This window comes from Janthinobacterium svalbardense, from assembly GCF_002327145.1.
In the GTDB taxonomy this organism is placed as follows: Bacteria; Pseudomonadota; Gammaproteobacteria; order Burkholderiales; family Burkholderiaceae_D; genus Janthinobacterium; species Janthinobacterium tructae.
In genome coordinates, this window is sequence record NZ_CP023422.1 from 4,572,405 (window position 1) to 4,588,222 (window position 15,818).

Annotated in this window: 13 protein-coding genes and 1 riboswitch; of the genes, 6 read left to right on the plus strand and 7 right to left on the minus strand. The window is 64.4% G+C overall.

Annotated elements, in window-relative coordinates; genetic code table 11:
* Positions 1-53 precede the first annotated feature (53 nt).
* The 5 genes from CNX70_RS20220 to CNX70_RS20240 form a co-directional block, all read right to left on the minus strand.
* On the minus strand, positions 54-1,175 hold the full coding sequence (locus tag CNX70_RS20220; protein WP_341865526.1) for a nitroreductase family protein: 1,122 nt from the start codon (positions 1,173-1,175) through the stop codon (positions 54-56).
* Entirely contained in the window at positions 1,172-2,041 is an 870-nt protein-coding gene (locus CNX70_RS20225) for a ThiF family adenylyltransferase (RefSeq protein WP_096236476.1), read from the minus strand. Before CNX70_RS20225 ends, CNX70_RS20220 begins: the two co-directional genes overlap by 4 nt.
* Before the next feature lie 82 nt (positions 2,042-2,123).
* Positions 2,124-3,710 carry a methyl-accepting chemotaxis protein gene (locus CNX70_RS20230; RefSeq protein WP_096236478.1) on the minus strand — a complete coding sequence of 529 codons (1,587 nt, stop codon included), beginning with the start codon at positions 3,708-3,710 and terminating at the stop codon, positions 2,124-2,126.
* Positions 3,711-3,854: 144 nt separating this feature from the next.
* A complete protein-coding gene (locus tag CNX70_RS20235) occupies positions 3,855-4,052 on the minus strand; it encodes a hypothetical protein (RefSeq protein WP_010399555.1) in 198 nt (65 codons plus the stop codon).
* 93 nt (positions 4,053-4,145) lie between these two features.
* The gene (locus tag CNX70_RS20240; RefSeq protein ID WP_096236480.1) at positions 4,146-6,980 is read right to left on the minus strand and encodes a M16 family metallopeptidase; all 2,835 of its coding nucleotides are present in this window, start codon (positions 6,978-6,980) and stop codon (positions 4,146-4,148) included.
* Between the two features lie 183 nt (positions 6,981-7,163).
* A riboswitch (FMN riboswitch) is annotated at positions 7,164-7,314 on the plus strand.
* 95 nt (positions 7,315-7,409) lie between these two features.
* Between CNX70_RS20240 and ribB the strand changes: the two genes are divergently transcribed.
* Positions 7,410-8,057, plus strand: a complete 648-nt coding sequence (gene ribB, locus CNX70_RS20245; protein ID WP_096236482.1) for a 3,4-dihydroxy-2-butanone-4-phosphate synthase — start codon at positions 7,410-7,412, stop codon at positions 8,055-8,057.
* Between the two features lie 7 nt (positions 8,058-8,064).
* Here the strand turns inward: ribB and CNX70_RS20250 are convergent, their stop codons facing one another.
* Complete coding sequence (locus CNX70_RS20250; protein ID WP_096236484.1) at positions 8,065-9,435, minus strand: MFS transporter; 1,371 nt, start codon at positions 9,433-9,435, stop codon at positions 8,065-8,067.
* A 143-nt stretch (positions 9,436-9,578) separates the two neighbouring features.
* Here CNX70_RS20250 and CNX70_RS20255 point away from each other — a divergent pair, with 143 nt between their 5' ends.
* From CNX70_RS20255 to CNX70_RS20275, 5 genes are all read left to right on the plus strand, one after another.
* Positions 9,579-10,433 carry a LysR family transcriptional regulator gene (locus CNX70_RS20255; protein WP_244199193.1) on the plus strand — a complete coding sequence of 285 codons (855 nt, stop codon included), beginning with the start codon at positions 9,579-9,581 and terminating at the stop codon, positions 10,431-10,433.
* Between the two features lie 70 nt (positions 10,434-10,503).
* Positions 10,504-11,319, plus strand: coding sequence for an MlaE family ABC transporter permease (locus CNX70_RS20260; RefSeq protein WP_096238583.1), 816 nt, complete (start codon positions 10,504-10,506; stop codon positions 11,317-11,319).
* Positions 11,320-11,374: 55 nt separating this feature from the next.
* Positions 11,375-12,406, plus strand: a complete 1,032-nt coding sequence (locus tag CNX70_RS20265) for an MlaD family protein (RefSeq protein WP_096236486.1) — start codon at positions 11,375-11,377, stop codon at positions 12,404-12,406.
* Positions 12,403-13,074, plus strand: a complete 672-nt coding sequence (locus CNX70_RS20270) for a hypothetical protein (protein WP_096236488.1) — start codon at positions 12,403-12,405, stop codon at positions 13,072-13,074. Before CNX70_RS20265 ends, CNX70_RS20270 begins: the two co-directional genes overlap by 4 nt.
* 87 nt (positions 13,075-13,161) lie before the next feature.
* A complete protein-coding gene (locus CNX70_RS20275; RefSeq protein WP_096236489.1) occupies positions 13,162-14,487 on the plus strand; it encodes an ATP-binding protein in 1,326 nt (441 codons plus the stop codon).
* On the opposite strand, the gene nosR is transcribed toward CNX70_RS20275, so the two are convergent.
* A complete protein-coding gene (nosR, locus tag CNX70_RS20280) occupies positions 14,484-15,809 on the minus strand; it encodes a response regulator c-di-GMP phosphodiesterase, NosR family (protein ID WP_096238584.1) in 1,326 nt (441 codons plus the stop codon). The genes CNX70_RS20275 and nosR overlap by 4 nt on opposite strands.
* Between the last annotated feature and the right edge of the window lie 9 nt (positions 15,810-15,818).

Consider the following 15,818-nt stretch of genomic DNA (forward strand, 5'->3'; position numbering starts at 1 on the left):
GCTGATGTCCTCAGCGGCTTTTTTCGCTGCGGCAGCCGGCAAGCCCATGCCGTTCACGCAAGCGTCCTCCCGTTGACCGGTGCCACCAGCAAGTCTTGCAACGGCCGGCGCAAGGAGCGCGCCTGCGCCGCCTGGCCGGCGCCGATGCGGCCAAGGAACACGGCCCGATCAAACGCCACCGCACCCAGCACGGCCTGGCATTGCAGCGCCAGTTCCTGCGCCAGCTCCAGCATGCCGTCGGTGCGCGAAAAGGCCCGCCGTTCGCGCACATAACGGGCGAAGATCAGCGGCGTCAGTTCCGGCTGTAACTGCAGGCCCAGCTGCGTAGCCGTCAGCCAGAAGCGCTGCATGGCCCTGCCCGCCGCCACGTAATCGTCGATGTGACGCGGCGGCACCTCGGCCAGCAGCACGAAATGCGCAGCGCAATACAGGCCCGGCAGCAAGTCCATCTGCAACCGGGGCGCGACGGTGCCAGCCAGCCAGGTGTTGAAAAAATCCACGCGGCGCCAGCTGTGCATGACCCAGCGCATCAGCCGCGCCGTCATCGGGTCGACACCGAGCGCCTGCTCCGGGATGCGGTCGGCGCTGAAGCGCGCGCCCCATTCGATGACGTCGCGGTGCACCTTGTGCGCTTCGGGCATGGTCAGGCGCAGCTTCGCATTGTCGAACATCAGGCGCGCGCAGGCCAGGCGCATGCGCCAGCCTTCGAACCACTGCACGCTGTAGCCGGGCGGCAAGCTGGCCGCCAGCGCCGCTTTTTCACTGGCGCGCAGGCGGCGCGTGCTCAGCCGTCGCCGCTGCACGCTGCGCTGCGGCAGGAAGGCCGCCAGCGGGTCGGGCAGCATGCCGGGACTAGCAACAAAGTGCACATCAAACGTGGGCAAGGTGTCGGGCAAGCCGCCGTGCCGTCGCGCTTCCATGCGCAAGCCATGGCTGCTGGCCGCCAGCGCCATACTTTCGAGCAAGGCACCCAGCGACAGCTGGCTGGGATGGCCGTCGAGGTCGTACACGCAGTGGCTGCGCGTATCGAAGCCATGCACGACGACATGGCGCGGATCCACGACTTCAAAGCGCCACGGCTGCGTATTGTCGCCGCTGGGTGCCCAGCGCGCCAGGTCGAGGATGTTTTCCAGCACAGAATCGATCTGCGCGATCAGCGGTGCTTGTGCCATCATGCCCCCTGCGCCGCGCGCCGCCGCTTGATGATGGCCATCGTCAGGCGTTGCAGCGGATGACGGTTGCCACCGGGACGCCAGGTACGCACGAGCTTGTTGCGGTAGGCGTCGAAATGCATGCCGTGCGGCGCCGCCATCACCTTGCCGCGCTTCAAGAGTATTTTCAGCGCCTCGGTGGCGGCCGCGCCTGCGCACAGCTGGCAACCCATGATGGTCGACGGTCCGCGCCGCTCCTTCAGGTTGATGGCCGACGGGTCGACCAGGTAGGGGCCGTGCAAGCCCGCCGGCGCCAGCCCGACGAGAAAGCGCAAAGCTTTTTCTTCCTCGGGCAAGTCGCCCCAGCCAAAATACTCTTCGAACGTCATGCCGCCCGGCATGAAGCTGAGCACGGCCGTGCCCATGCCCAGCGGCGCGGCCGTGATGGCGGGGATACCCAGACGCGCGCAGGTGGCGAAGGTGGCCTGGCGCGCAGGAAAGGCAAAGAAATCCAGGCCGTCCACATACAGGTCGACACCGGCAAAAAACTCCGCCAGGTTGCTGTCGTGTATGCCGTCAGGAAATTGTTTAATCTCCAGTTCGGGATTGATGTCCATCGCCATCTGCGCCAGCACGGCCACCTTGGGCTGGCCCAGGGTGGACATCATGGCGCCGGCCTGGCGATTGAAGTTGGCGATATCGAAGGTATCGAAATCGGCGATGTGAAAGGCGCCGATGCCCAGCCGCGCCAAGGTCAGCAAATGCACCCCGCCCACGCCGCCCATGCCGGCAATGGCCACGCGCTTGCCGCGCAAGCTGTCCTGCTCCGCCTGCGTGACCCAGCCCAGGTTGCGGGCAAACGCCGCCTGATAGGAAAAACCGTCTGTCATGCTCACCTCTTCTGTGCATCCGCTAAGGACCAAGAATGGTTTGACAGACGCTCGGGCGATAAGTTCCCGCTATGACGACAGCTTAGCGCGCCAGACGGCGCGGCGCTGCCGGCGCCGTGCGCAAGGGCGCCGCCGCCTGCCGCGCCACGGCACCGACCTTGAACACGCTGACGATCTGCGCCAGCCCGGCCGCCTGCTCGTTCATGGCCTGCGCCGCCGCCGAAGCCTGCTCGACCAGGGCCGAGTTTTGCTGCGTCATGTTATCCATCTCGACGATGGCCTGGTTGATCTGCTCGATGCCGGCGCTCTGCTCGGCGCTGGCCGAGGAAATCTCGGCCACGATATCGGTCACATGCTGCACGCTGGAAACGACTTTCTCCATCGTCTCGCCCGCCAGCGCCACGAGTTTTTCACCGGCCCCCACTTGCTCGGCGGAACTGTCGATCAATTGCTTGATTTCCTTGGCGGCGGCAGCCGAACGCTGCGCCAGGTTGCGCACCTCGCTGGCGACGACGGCGAAGCCACGCCCCTGCTCGCCCGCGCGCGCCGCTTCCACGGCCGCATTCAAGGCCAAAATATTCGTCTGGAAGGCGATGCCGTCGATGACGGCGATGATGTCGCCGATCTTTTTCGACGAGGCATTGATGGCGCCCATGGTGTCGACCACCTGGCTCACCACGCCGCCCGCCTGCGTCGCCACTTGCGAGGCAGAAATAGCCAGCTGGTTGGCCTGGCGCGCATTGTCCGCATTCTGGCGCACCGTCGAGGTCATTTCTTCCATGGTCGACGCTGTTTCTTCCAGCGAGCCCGCCTGCTGTTCCGTGCGCGCCGACAGGTCGTGGTTGCCGGAAGCGATCTCGCCGGACGCCGTGGAAATGGATTCCGCATCGTTGCGCACCTGGCTCACCAGATGCGCCAGGTTGTCGCGCATGGCCTTGATCGCCATCAGCAAACTCGACGTGTCGCCGGGGCGCGTATCGATCTGCGTGGTCAGATCGCCCTGGGCAATTTGCGCCACGATGGCCGCTGCATAGTCGGGCTCACCACCGAGCTGGGCCAGGATACGGCGCAGCATCAGCGCCGCCAGGGCGCCCACCACCAGCATCAGCGCGCCGCCGATGGCCAGCAGCACGCCGGCCTGGGCCCAGAACTTGTGGTTGATGTCATCGATGTAGGTGCCCGTGCCGATCAGCCAATCCCATGGCGCAAATTTCACCACCGCATACATCTTCGCCACCGGGTCCTTCACGCCGGGACGCGTGCCGTCCGCCTGCACCAGGCCGATGCGGCTGGTGGCCAGCGCGGCGCGGTAACGGTCGCCCGACTGCTTCATGTTCTTTTGCGGCGTGCCGATGCGCGACGCATTCGGATGCACGTACAGCAAGTCGGTGCTGAAATCGCGCACGAAATAATACATCTCGTCCTTGACGAAGCTGCCGATGACCAGCTTGGCCTGCTGCTGGGCTTGCTCACGCGTGAGCTTGCCCGACTGTTCCAGCGCATACGCCTTTTCCACGGACGCGTTGGCCAATTCCACCAGCACCGTCAATTGCTCCACCCTTTCCGCCATCATGGTCTGGCGCAAGGAATACAGGGAAAACGAGGCGATGAGGACGATGCCCAGCAAGGTGCTGAAACACAGGAGGAGAATGCGCGAACGGAGTGTCATGGGAGCCTGGGTAGAAAATAAAGCGTGGAATTATAAACAATTTCCCAATGGAAATCTTTTCAGAAAAGCAAAGCGGGCGGCGCTACCAGGCTGATGCCTGGCAGGCACCGCCCGCTTTATTGCTACTCGCTTGTTACTGGAGGATCACGCCAGCGCTTCCTTGGCCGCCTCTTCCGGCGTCAAGCCGTCGTAGAACTGGTCGGTAAACCACTCGACCTGCTCTTCAATGTGGTCTTGCGCCTGTGCCACGGTGGCGCCGCCGGCCACCAGGAAGCCTTCAACCTCGATACACCAGTTGATCAATTCCAGGGTTTCCGGATCGAGTTCTTCTTTCTTAGCCATCGTATTTCCTTGCTTGTCAAATTGCGATCACATCACCAAGCAGCAGTTTAACAGCTTCGCCGCCCTGCCGCCCCTGCAGTTCAACAATGAAGATTACTTGGCTGCAACGTTTTTACGTTCCGGATATAGCACCACCTGCACATAATTGTGCAGGTCCAGGTAGCGCTGCGCCGCCAGTTTGACGGCTTGCGGCGTGATGGCACGCACGCGCTGCTCGTAGCGCAAAATCTGCGCGGGATCGCGGCCTTGCGTCACCGAACCCATCAGTTGGTTCATCCAGTAATTATTTTCCCGCAAGGATTTCTGCTGGCGCGTGATCCAGTTCAGCTTGACCTTTTCCAGGTCGGCCACGGACGGCCCCTCGGCCTTCATCTTGTTGATTTCGGCAAAGGCGGCGGCGATCACCTTGTCCACATTTTCCGGCCCCGTCGGCAAGTTCAGCGCCACCGAATAATGACCATATGGATGCTGGCCCATGGACGTTTCGAAGCCGCCGCCATAGATCATGCTCATCTTTTCGCGCAGCACTTCGATGACTTTCAGGTTCAACACCTCGCCCAGCGCCTGCAGGGTCAGCTTTTGCTCGTCCGAATACGCCACGTCGCCATTGAAGGTGATGGAAATCGTGCTTTTGGGCTCGCTGCCCATGTAGATATCCTTCTTGACGATCCCTGTCACCGGGCGCATGCCCACGTCGCGGTAGGCGTGCGGCACCTCCGCCACGGGCAAGGTGCCCAGGTAGCTGGCGATCAGGGGTTTGATCTTCTCGAGCTCGAAGCTGCCCGTGAAGATGAAGGTCATGTTGCGCGCGCTGGAAAAGCGCTGGCGGAAGATGTCCAGCGAGCGCTCCAGGCCCACCTTGTCGAAGTCGGCCGCGCGCGGCACGCCATCGACGCGCGGGTTGTCGCCAAACGTGGCGTGCTGGACGGCATCGTAAAACACGGCTTCCGGCTGCGCCATGCTGTTTTTCGCCAGGTCCTGCTGCTTGCCGATGAAGGATTGGTACAGGCCCGCATCCTTGCGCACGTCATGGAAATACAGATACACGAGTTGTAGCATGGCTTCCACGTCGGCGCTGCTGGCCGAGCCGCCAAAGCCTTCGCTCAGTTCGCCCAGCGAGGCGCCCACGTTGACCGTCTTGCCGGCCAACACCTTTTGCAAGTCCAGCGGCGCCAGATCCTTCAAGCCCATGCTGCCGACCACGGCGCTGGCATAGCGGGCGCTGTAGATGTCGGCGTCGCCGAACAGCGACTGGCCGCCGAAGCGGGTCGAGCCCATCAGCACCTGGTCATTCTTGAAATCCGTCGGTTTCAGCAGCACGCGCACGCCATTGCCCAGGGTCAGTTCCGTCACGCCGATGGCGCTATTCAACTTTTCAGCGACGATGCTGCCGCCGGCCGGCGGACCATCCATCAGCTTGCTGGCCAGCACTTTCTCCGTGCGCGGTTCGACCTTTTGCCGCTCGGCTTGCGCCACGGCGTCGAGCAATTGCTGCTGCGTCGGGACGCTGGCGCCCGCTTTCGGCTCGGCGCCCATGAAGACCACCAGTTTCTTTTGCTGGTCGGGAATCACCCTTGCCACCGTCTCGTTGATTTCCTGCAAGGTCACCTGCGGCAAGAGTTCCTGCGCGTACAGCAATTCATTGGCGATGCCGGGAATGGCTTCCTGCTCCAGGAAGTTGCGCGAATACTCGGCCACGAAGCCGGACGAATCGGACTTGTCGCGTTCGCTGTATGCGCGCTCGTAATTGCGCAGCATGTTCTTGCGCGCGCGGTCCAGCTCATCCTGGCTGAAACCGAAGCGGCGCGCCCGCTCATCTTCTTGCATCAGCGCGTCGACGGCCGGCTGCACGCCGCCCTTGCCCAGCAGGGCATACGCGCTGAACGACTCGTAGCCGCGCACCAGCTTGCCCATGCTGCTGCCGCCCTGGATGAAGGGCGGGTTCGCCTGCTGCGTCAATTCCTGCATGCGCGCGCTGAGCATCTGGCCATACAGGTTTTCGATCATCTGGCGGCGGTAATCGGCAATGGTGACGGGCTCCTGCGCGGCGCGGATCGGATAGCGGATGAAGACGGTGTCGTCCGGCGCTTCCTTGTCCGTGATCACCAGCGCTTCCGTCTGCGAGCGCTGCGGCACTTCCGCATACAGGCGCGGACGCGGTTGCGCGGGATTTTTCAGCTTGCCGAAATGCTGCTGGATGAGCTTTTCAGCCTGTTTCGGCTCCACGTCACCGACCACCATCACGGCCATCAGGTCGGGCCGGTACCAATCCTTGTAGAAACGCTTGATGGCTTCCGGCTTGAACGTTTTCAAGACGGATTCCTTGCCGATCGGCATGCGCTGCGCATAGCGCGACCCGTTCAGCAGCTTCGGATACAGCACCTTGTTCATGCGGTCGCTGGCGCCCTTGCCCAGGCGCGCCTCTTCCAGCACGATGCCGCGCTCGCTGTTGATGTCGGCCGGGTTGAATTTCAAGCCATGTGCCCAGTCTTCCAGCACGAGAAAACCCTTTTCCAGGTTGTCCTTCTTGTTCGTCGGAATCGGCAGCACGTACACGGTTTCATCGAAGCTCGTGTAGGCATTCAAGTCGGCGCCGAACTTCACGCCGATCGATTGCAAATAGGAAATGAGCTCATTGCGCTTGAAATGCGTGGAGCCATTGAAGGCCATGTGTTCCGTGAAATGCGCCAGGCCTTGCTGGTCGTCATCTTCCAGGATGGAGCCGGCTTTCACCACCAGGCGCAATTCCACTTTCTGCGCGGGACGGGCATTTTTCTTGATGTAATAGGTCAAGCCATTCGGCAATTTTCCGACGGTCACTTCTGGTGCCAGCGGCAGGGGATCGGTCAAACGGATTTCTGCTTGCGCCATACAGGCGCACGCCAGCAAGACGGCGCCCGAGATCAGGCGTAATTTACTCAGCTTCATGTATTCTCAACGGTAAGATTCAGTAGACATACCTTACACTGAAATCGTCTTTCCGCCATTAAAAACAGCTTAGGAAAAACCGCTTTCCCCAAGCAACTTTGCCGAATGACAAACTCAACAGTGACCTGCCCCTTTTTTTCATCTGTGCTAAAGTATTGCCGCCGGTCATGTGGACCGGCACAACGACGTCTTCGGGGCGGGGTGCGATTCCCCACCGGCGGTAAGACCGGCAACGGTCAAGCCCGCGAGCGCTTGTCAGGTTTCGCCTGATGAGGTCAGCAGATCTGGTGTAACTCCAGAGCCGACGGTATAGTCCGGATGCAAGAAGATGTGCAGTAAACGCGATGTCCCATCGACCTGTCGATGCGGCCGGCTGCGTCTATTCGCTTGCCCTGCAGCGTTTTTCGCCTATGCGAGGAGCGTTTCACCATGTTAGTCAACAGCTATACCCTGCTTTCCAACGACCTGGAAGGTCGCATCCAGTCCGCCCTGGCCGCCATGCGCGCCGGCATTCCCGTCATCCTGCTCGACGATTTCGACCGTGAAAACGAAGCCGACCTGATCCTGTCTGCCGAGAAACTCACACACGAAACCATGGCCCTCTTGATCCGCGAATGCAGCGGCATCGTCTGCCTGTGCCTGCCCACGGACGTCGTCAGCGCGCTGGAATTGCCGCCCATGTCGCCCGACAACGGCAGCCGCTACGGCACGCCGTTTACGGTGTCCATCGAGGCGCGCGACGGCGTCACGACGGGCGTGTCGGCCGCTGACCGCGTGACCACCATCCGCGCCGCCATCGCGCCGAACGCCAAGCCGGCCGATCTGGTGCGCCCCGGCCACGTGTTCCCCCTGCGCGCCGCGCCCGGTGGCGTGCTCGAGCGCCGTGGCCACACGGAAGGCTCCGTCGACCTGTCACGCATGGCGGGCCTGAACCCGGCCGCCGTGCTGTGCGAACTGATGAACCCGGACGGCAGCATGATGCGCGGCGACGATATCGAACGCTTCGCCGAGCTGCATGGCATGCCGATTCTGACCATCGAAGAGTTGGTGGAATGGCGCAGCACGCGCGGACAGTAAGCTATCTTCAGGCGGGCACGGCCTTCGGCCGATGCACGTGCCGATACACGAGGCCCGCCGCCAGGCCATACGCGACGGCAATGGTCGCGTAGGCCAGCGGCAAGCGCAGCGACCAGTCGGGCAGCATGTGCAGGATGCTGCCGATCAGGGCCACGCCCACCAGCGCGCCAATCTGGCGGTTCGCATTCAGGGCCGCCGCCGCGCTGTTCGCATGCTGCTTGCCAGCCACCCGCATCACGGTGGCCGTCATGGCGGGAATGGCAATGCCGATGGCCACGTTCATCACGGCCGTGCCCAGCGCCAGCCAGCCATATGGCGTGCCCGGACGCAAGCCCACCAGCAGCAAGGCCATCACGGCCCCCACCAGCAAGCCGGCCAGCATGGGCAAGCGCGTGCCATGACGCGCCGCGATACCGCCTGCCATGAAGTTCCCCACCGTATAGGCCGCCATCATCGGCAGCAATCGCAAGCCCGACTGCAGGGCATCGGCACCGCTAGATTGCTGCAGGAACAGGCTCAATAAAAACAGCTGGCCGAAGACGCAGAAATTGATCAAAAAACCCACGCCATTGGCCGCGCCAAAGCTGCTGCTGTGAAACAGTTCACGCGGCAACAGCGGATGGCTGCCGCTGCGTTCGCGCCGCAGCAATTGCCCGGCCGACAGCACCGTCAATGCGACCGCCGCCAGCACGCCGGGCGACAGCCAGCCCAGCACGGGGCCTTCGATCAAGACAAAACTTAAACCGGCCAGCGCCGCCACACCCAGCGCATGGCTGAGCAGCGACAGATCGCGCGGCTGGCGCGCCGGTGCGGCCAGCAGCAGCTGCGCCATGACAATGGCCAGCACGCCCAGCGGCACGTTGACCCAGAATACGCTGCGCCAGCCGAACTGGTGCACGAGGATGCCGCCGATCAGCGGGCCGGACGCGCCAGCCACGCCCACCAGCGCCGACCAGGCGCCCAGCATGCGCGTACGTTCGCGCTCGTCGTCAAAGCTGTGCGTCAGCAGGCTGAGCGAACTGGGCATGAACAGCGCCGCACCCGCGCCCTGCAGCAAACGCGCCGCCGTCAAAAAATGCCCGTCGGGCGCGGCGCCGCACAACACCGAGCCGAGGATGAAGACGCAAAGGCCGGCCTGGTACACGGCTTTCGGCCCGTAGCGGTCGGCCAGCGCGCCGCCGGCCAGCAGCAGCGCGGCAAACGTCAAGGTGTAGCCGTCGACCACCCAGACCAGGCCCGTCAGCGGGATGCTCAAGTCCAGGGCGATATCGGACAGCGCCACGTTGACGGCCGTGACGTCGAGCATGGCCATGACGAAGCCTAAGGCCAGGGTCAGCAGGATCAAGCCGCTGGCGCGGTGTGGTGTAGGGACAGACATGATATTTCCTTGCTGGGACAGCGGGCAGCCATTATGCGAGCGTTGAATAATGCAGTAAACAGGCATAAAATCGGCGCATTGATGCAAAAATGCATCAGCAAACAAGGACAAGGACTGGGCTCATGGATTAGGATAACGCGCGCATCTTTCTCGCCATCGGCCGCGCCGGCACCCTGCGCGGCGCAGCCGCCCTGCTGCGCATCGACCAAGCCACCTGCGGGCGCCGCCTGGCCGCACTGGAAAGCTCGCTGGGCGCCACCCTGTTCCTGCGCACGCCGTCCGGCTACGTGCCCACGCCGGCCGGTGAACTGGCGCTGACGGCGGCCGAAGCCATGGAGCGGGCGGCCGACAAGCTGCAACGCGAGATGCAGGGCGTCGACAACCGTTTAAGCGGCCTGGTACGCGTGGCCACCACCGACACCATGGCCAGCCATTTCGTCATCCGCGCCATGCAGCAGTTGCACGCGGCCCACCCGGACATCCGCATCGTGCTCAACGTGGCGCCCGCGCTGGCCAGCCTGACGCGGCGCGAAGCGGACCTGGCCGTGCGCGGCGTGCGCCCCACCGACCCGGACCTCATTTCGCGCCACCTGGTCAAGCGCAGCCTGGGCCTGTATGCGTCGAAAAGCTACCTGGCGGAGCGGGGCGAGCCCGTACGCGGCACGGCGCTGGCCGGCCACGACATCGTCATCTACCACCATTCCGTGACGCCGCGCCATGGGGAAAAAATCGCCGGCGAACCCGTCGCCAACGCCAGGGTCGCCATGGAAGTGAACTCGGCGGCGATGCTGCAGGAAGCCACGCGCGCGGGCTTGGGCGTGGCCGAGCTGGCCACCCACCTGGGCGATATCGACCCGCAACTGGTGCGCATCTGGCCCGAGCGGGCGGAAAGCTACGACGTGTGGCTGGTCATGCATGCGGACCTGAACCGTTCGGCACGCGTGCGCGCGGCGGCCGATGCGATCATCCACAGCGTCGCCAGCGTAGCCGGGCAATAGGGTAGCCCGCGCACGGCCGCACGACTGGACAATCGCTTGTATCGAACGCATCCAATGTTAAGATGCCATGATGACCCTCTCCGTCTCCCTCATCATCAGCCTGCGCCGCCTGCACCGGGCCACCATGGCCTGGCTGGTCAGCTGGTGGCGCATGCTGCATTTCGCCACCCTCGTGTTTTCGCTGGCCCTGTCGCCGTCGAGCTATAACCGCGACAACCGCCCCATCCTCGCGCACCGCCTGGTGACGAATACGGCCCCCAATCTCGTGTGGTTCAGCGTGGCTTGCGCGCTGGTCAGCCTGGTGCTGATCCGCATCGTCGTCGTCAGCGCGCAAAGCTACGGCCTGTCGCGCTATGCGCTGGAAATGGTGGTGCGCGTGCTGGTGCTGGAACTGATACCGCTGACGGCCGCCCTGTTCGTGGCCCTGCGCCTGACCCTGCCAGACGGCATTGCGTTTGCGCAAATGCGCTCTTCCGGCATGCTCGACACCATGCAGCGCCAGGGCGTCGACCTGCTGCGCCGTGAATACTTTCCGCGCGTCATGTCGGGCATCTTCGCCGTGTGGATGCTGGCCATCGTCAGCTGCGTCACCTCGCTGATCCTCGCCTACCTCACCATCTACGGTTTTACGCCGTGGGCGCTGCAAGGCTACACGCGGGTGGTGGGGCAAATCTTCAATCCGGCCGTGGCCCTGATCCTGATGCTCAAAGTCATCTTCTTCAGCTTTGCCGTGGCCCTGATCCCGCTGGCTTCCTCGTACTATCCGGAGGAGCTGCACAGCCGGCGCAACCGCCTGTGGGCCGCGCACGGCCTGTCCGAAATGCTGCGCCTGTTTTCCGTCATCCTGCTGATCGAAGTGGCTTCGCTGATGGGCAATTACTACTGATGCCCCGCCGCCACCGCCAGCGATCCCCGAACCACCCATACGAGAGCCAGAATCCATGAGCCAGAGCCAGCCACCCAATCCCGACCAGGTCGACGTCACGGCGCCCGCCGGTCTCACGCCAGATGCCGTGCTGCCCGCCCCGCCGCCCGTGCGCCACGCCGAACTGAAGGCGGCCATCCTGCTCGTCTTCATGTTCGTGCTGGTGGTCGGCTCCGTTATCTACCTGATGTATGCGCGCGGCGCCTTCGAAGCCACGCAAACGCTGGTGCTGACGGCCGACGATTCGGACGGCGTGGGCGTGGGCGCCGACCTGACCTTTTCCGGCTTTCCCATCGGCCGCGTGCAGCGCATCGAACTGGCGCCGGACGGCCGCGCGCGCGTCATCATCGACGTGCCGCGCAAAGACGCGCACTGGCTGCGCAGCAGTTCCATCTTCACGCTGGAACGGGGTATCGTGGGCGGCGCCAAGCTGCGCGCCTACAGCGGCATCCTGACGGACCCGCCGCTGCCCGACGACGCCACGCGCGACTTGCTGGTGGGCGACATGGCGGCGGAAATCCCGCGCCTGCTGGCCGCCGCGAAAGACTTGCTGAACAACCTGGGCAGCCTGACGGGCACCGATTCTCCACTCGACGGCACCCTGCGCAATGTGCAGGCCGTGACGGGCAAATTGAGCGGCCCGGGCGGCGCCATGGGCTTGCTGACGGGCGACGACAAGCAGTCGCGCCTGCTGGTCGAGCGGGCCAACGCCTTATTGGTCACGGCGGACCAGCTGGCGCGCCGCACGGATGGCCTGGTGGCCAATGCCGACACGCGCGTCTTCGGCGAAAAAGGCGTGATGACGGATGCGCAGGCCACCATCGTGCAGCTGAACGCCCTGCTGGCCGACACCCGCAACAGCCTGAAAAAAGTCGACGCCGTGCTGGTCGAGGCGCAAGCCGTGGGCGCCAACGCCAGGGCGGCGACAGCCGACCTGGGCCCGCTGCGCGCGGACGTGGAAAGCAATCTGCGCAAGGTCGAACAGCTGGTCAATGAAATCAACCGCAAATGGCCGTTCAAGCGCAATCCGGAGATCAAACTGCCATGACAATATCCCGCCCCGCCATCTCCGCCTTGCTGTGCACCTTGCTCGCCGCCTGCTCCAGCGGCCCGCCCGTGCCAGACTGGAAAATGAATGCGCAAAGTTCCGTCGAACGCTTCCAGGCGGCCTACCTGGGCGGCAACGCCCTGGTCGAGCAGACGGAATTTCGCCGCGCCCGCAGCCAGGTAGCCGGCACGGGCAAGCTCGAGCTCGTGGCACGCATTGAACTGCTGCGTTGCGCCGCGCGCGTGGCCAGCCTGGCCTTCGAGGACTGTGCCGGCTTCGACGCCCTGCAAGCGGACGCGAATGACGCCGACCGCGCGTATGCGGCTTACCTGGCCGGCAAGGCGCAAGCGTCCGACATCGCCCTGCTGCCGCAAGCGCAGCGCGCGCCAGCCGGTGCCGGCGCCGACACGGCCGCCGCCAGCGCCGTGGCGGCCATCAAGGACCCGCTGTCGCAACTGGTGGCGGCCGGCGTGCTGCTGCGCTCGGGCCGCGCCACGCCGGAGCTGCTCGACACGGCCGTGGCCACCGCCTCGGACCAGGGCTGGCGCCGCCCGCTGCTGGCGTGGCTGGGCGTGCAGCGCCTGCGCGCCGAACAGGCGGGCGACACGCAAGCGGCGCAGCGCATTGCGCGGCGCATGGCGATCGTCGAGCAGCCGCTGGCCCCCTGAGCGTGCCGATGGCGGCCCAAGGCAGGCAGAATCAGGCATAATCAAGTCAGGATGATGGCAATGCGGTGCAGGCAGCGAGGTGTGACGATGCAGTTCGAGGATTTCGACTTTTCCAACCCCGAGGCCGGCAAGCACGGCGAGGGGCCACCTGGCGATGGCACACCGGCCGCCACGGCCGTACGCCTGCAATACCTGCTCGACAATACGCCCTCCATCATCTATTGCACCGTGCCCAGCGGCGACTTCAAGATGACCTTCGTCAGCAACAATGCCTTGAACGTGCTGGGCTACCAGCCCGAAGACATGGTGGCCGACCCCAACTTCTGGTTCGACCACATCCACCCCGACGATGCGCCCGGCATTTTTTCCAGCCTGGCGCAGATCTTCGTCGAAGGCGCGCGCGCCTATGAATACCGTTTCCGCGTGCGCGACGGCAGCTATCTGTGGATGCACGACAGCCTGCGCCTGGTGCGCGACGAGCATGGCGTGCCGTTCGAGGTGATCGGCTCGCTGACGGACATCACGGAACGCAAGCGCATGGAAGCGATGCTGCAGGCGCGCGGCGAAGAACAGCAACTACTGATCAGCAAGTTGCAGGAAGCGCACGACCAGTTGCTGCAATCGGAAAAAATGGCCTCCATCGGCCAGCTGGCAGCCGGTATCGCGCATGAAATCAACAACCCGATCGGCTTCGTCAATTCCAACATGAGTTCGCTGCAAGGCTATGTCGGCACCCTGTTCGGCGTGATCGGGCAATATGAAGCGGCGATGCGCGAGACGCCCGACGGCCCTGCACTGGCCGCACGCGTGGCCGAGGTGCGCGCGCAGGCCGATCTGGCCTTCCTGCAGGACGACATGGTGGACCTGGTGCGCGAATCGATGGATGGCTTGAAGCGCGTGCGCGACATCGTGCAGGCGCTGAAGGATTTTTCCCATGTGGGCGAGACGGACTGGCAAGTGGCCTGCCTGCACGCGGGCCTGGACAGCACCCTCAATATCGTCGCCAACGAATTGAAATACAAGGCGCGCATCGAGAAACAGTATGGCGAACTGCCGCCGATACTGTGCCTGGCGTCGCAGCTGAACCAGGTGTTCATGAACCTGCTCGTCAACGCGGGCCAGGCCATCAGCAGCGACGGCGTGATCAGCATCCGCACCGGTCATGCGGACAACTGGGTATGGGTGGAAATCGGCGACACGGGCGCCGGCATCGCGCCCGAGCACCTGAACCGCATCTTCGAGCCATTCTTCACCACCAAGGCCGTGGGCAGCGGCACGGGTCTGGGGCTGTCGCTGTCATATGGCATCGTCAACAAGCATGGCGGGCGCATCGAGGTGGCGTCCGAAGTGGGCCAGGGCACGCGCTTTACCGTGCACCTGCCGCTGCAGCCGCCTGGCGCCACGCACGCCTAGGCGTCTTTCGGCGGCGCGTACACGCGGATGCTCAGGCGCCCGCCATTCTTGCCTTCGAAATCGAGCAGCTGGGCAATCACGCGGGCCGTCAGCACGTGCTCGGCCGCCAGCAGCATCAAGCCATCGCGACTGATCAGGTCGCGCGACAGCGTCATGCCCGGCTCCAGCTGGCCTGACAGCACGGTCAGGTCGCGCGCCGCCGGCTCCGTCTCCTCCATGATGCTGCGGAACGCGGCCACCACGGCCGGGTCGTAGCGCTTGCCGACACTGTCGTAGATCAGAGTGCGCGCTTCGTCGGCGCGCAGGCTGCGCTGCACCATGGCGCCGATCTGCAAGCCGTCGTAGTCGGACGCCAGCGCCAGGATGCGCGCGCCCATGGGAATGGCCAGGCCCACCAGGCCATCTGGAAAGCCGCCGCCGTCGAAGCGCTCCAGCTGCGAGCGCAGGATAACGGAGACGGCGCGCAGCTCGTCGAGCGCCATCAATAATTGTTCGGCGCGCAGCGGATGCTTGCGGAACGCGGCCAGCTGCTCGCCCGTCCAGGCGCTGGCCGGCAGTTCGAGTACATCGTCACTCAAACTGAGCTTGCCGATATCCTTGAGCAGGGCCGCGATGAACACGTCGCGCGCCTCCTGCCCTTCCAGGCCCAGCGCCTGCGCCAGCTTGCGCGACAGCTCGGCCACCCGCCGCGCATGGCCGACGAGCTTGCCGCCGCGCATCTCGATCAGGTTGGAAAACACCTTGATCGTCGTCACGAACGTGGCCTTCAGGCGCTCATTGGCCGCCTGCACCTCGTCGTGCGACTGTTTCAGCTGCTGCGTGCGCGTGGCCACCTTCGCTTCCAGGCTGGCGTTGAGCGCCTGCAGCTGCACGTTCTGGCTGGCCGTCAGCGCTTCCAGGCGCAGTTTTTCCTGTTCCAGCGCGCGCCGTTCCAGCGCGTGGCGCACCACCAGCACGATATCGTTCTCGTCCCACGGCTTGGTCACGTAGCGGTAGATTTCGCCCTGGTTGATGGCGTCGAGGATGGACTGGATATCGGCATAGCCCGTCAGCAGCAAGCGTATGGTGCCGGGCCAGCGCTGGCGCACCTGGGCCAGGAATTGCGCGCCATCCATGTGCGGCATGCGCATGTCGGAGATGACCAGGTCCACCGTCTCGCTCTCGAGCAGGGCCAGGCCCGCCGCGCCGCCGTCGGCCGTCAGCACGCGGTAGCCGTGCGGGCGGAACAGCCGCCGCAGCGACGAGAGGATATTCGGTTCGTCGTCGACGCACAGGATGGTCGGTGGCGCGGCCGCGGTGCTGGCGCTGGTGCTGGAGCTCATGCTGTCCTG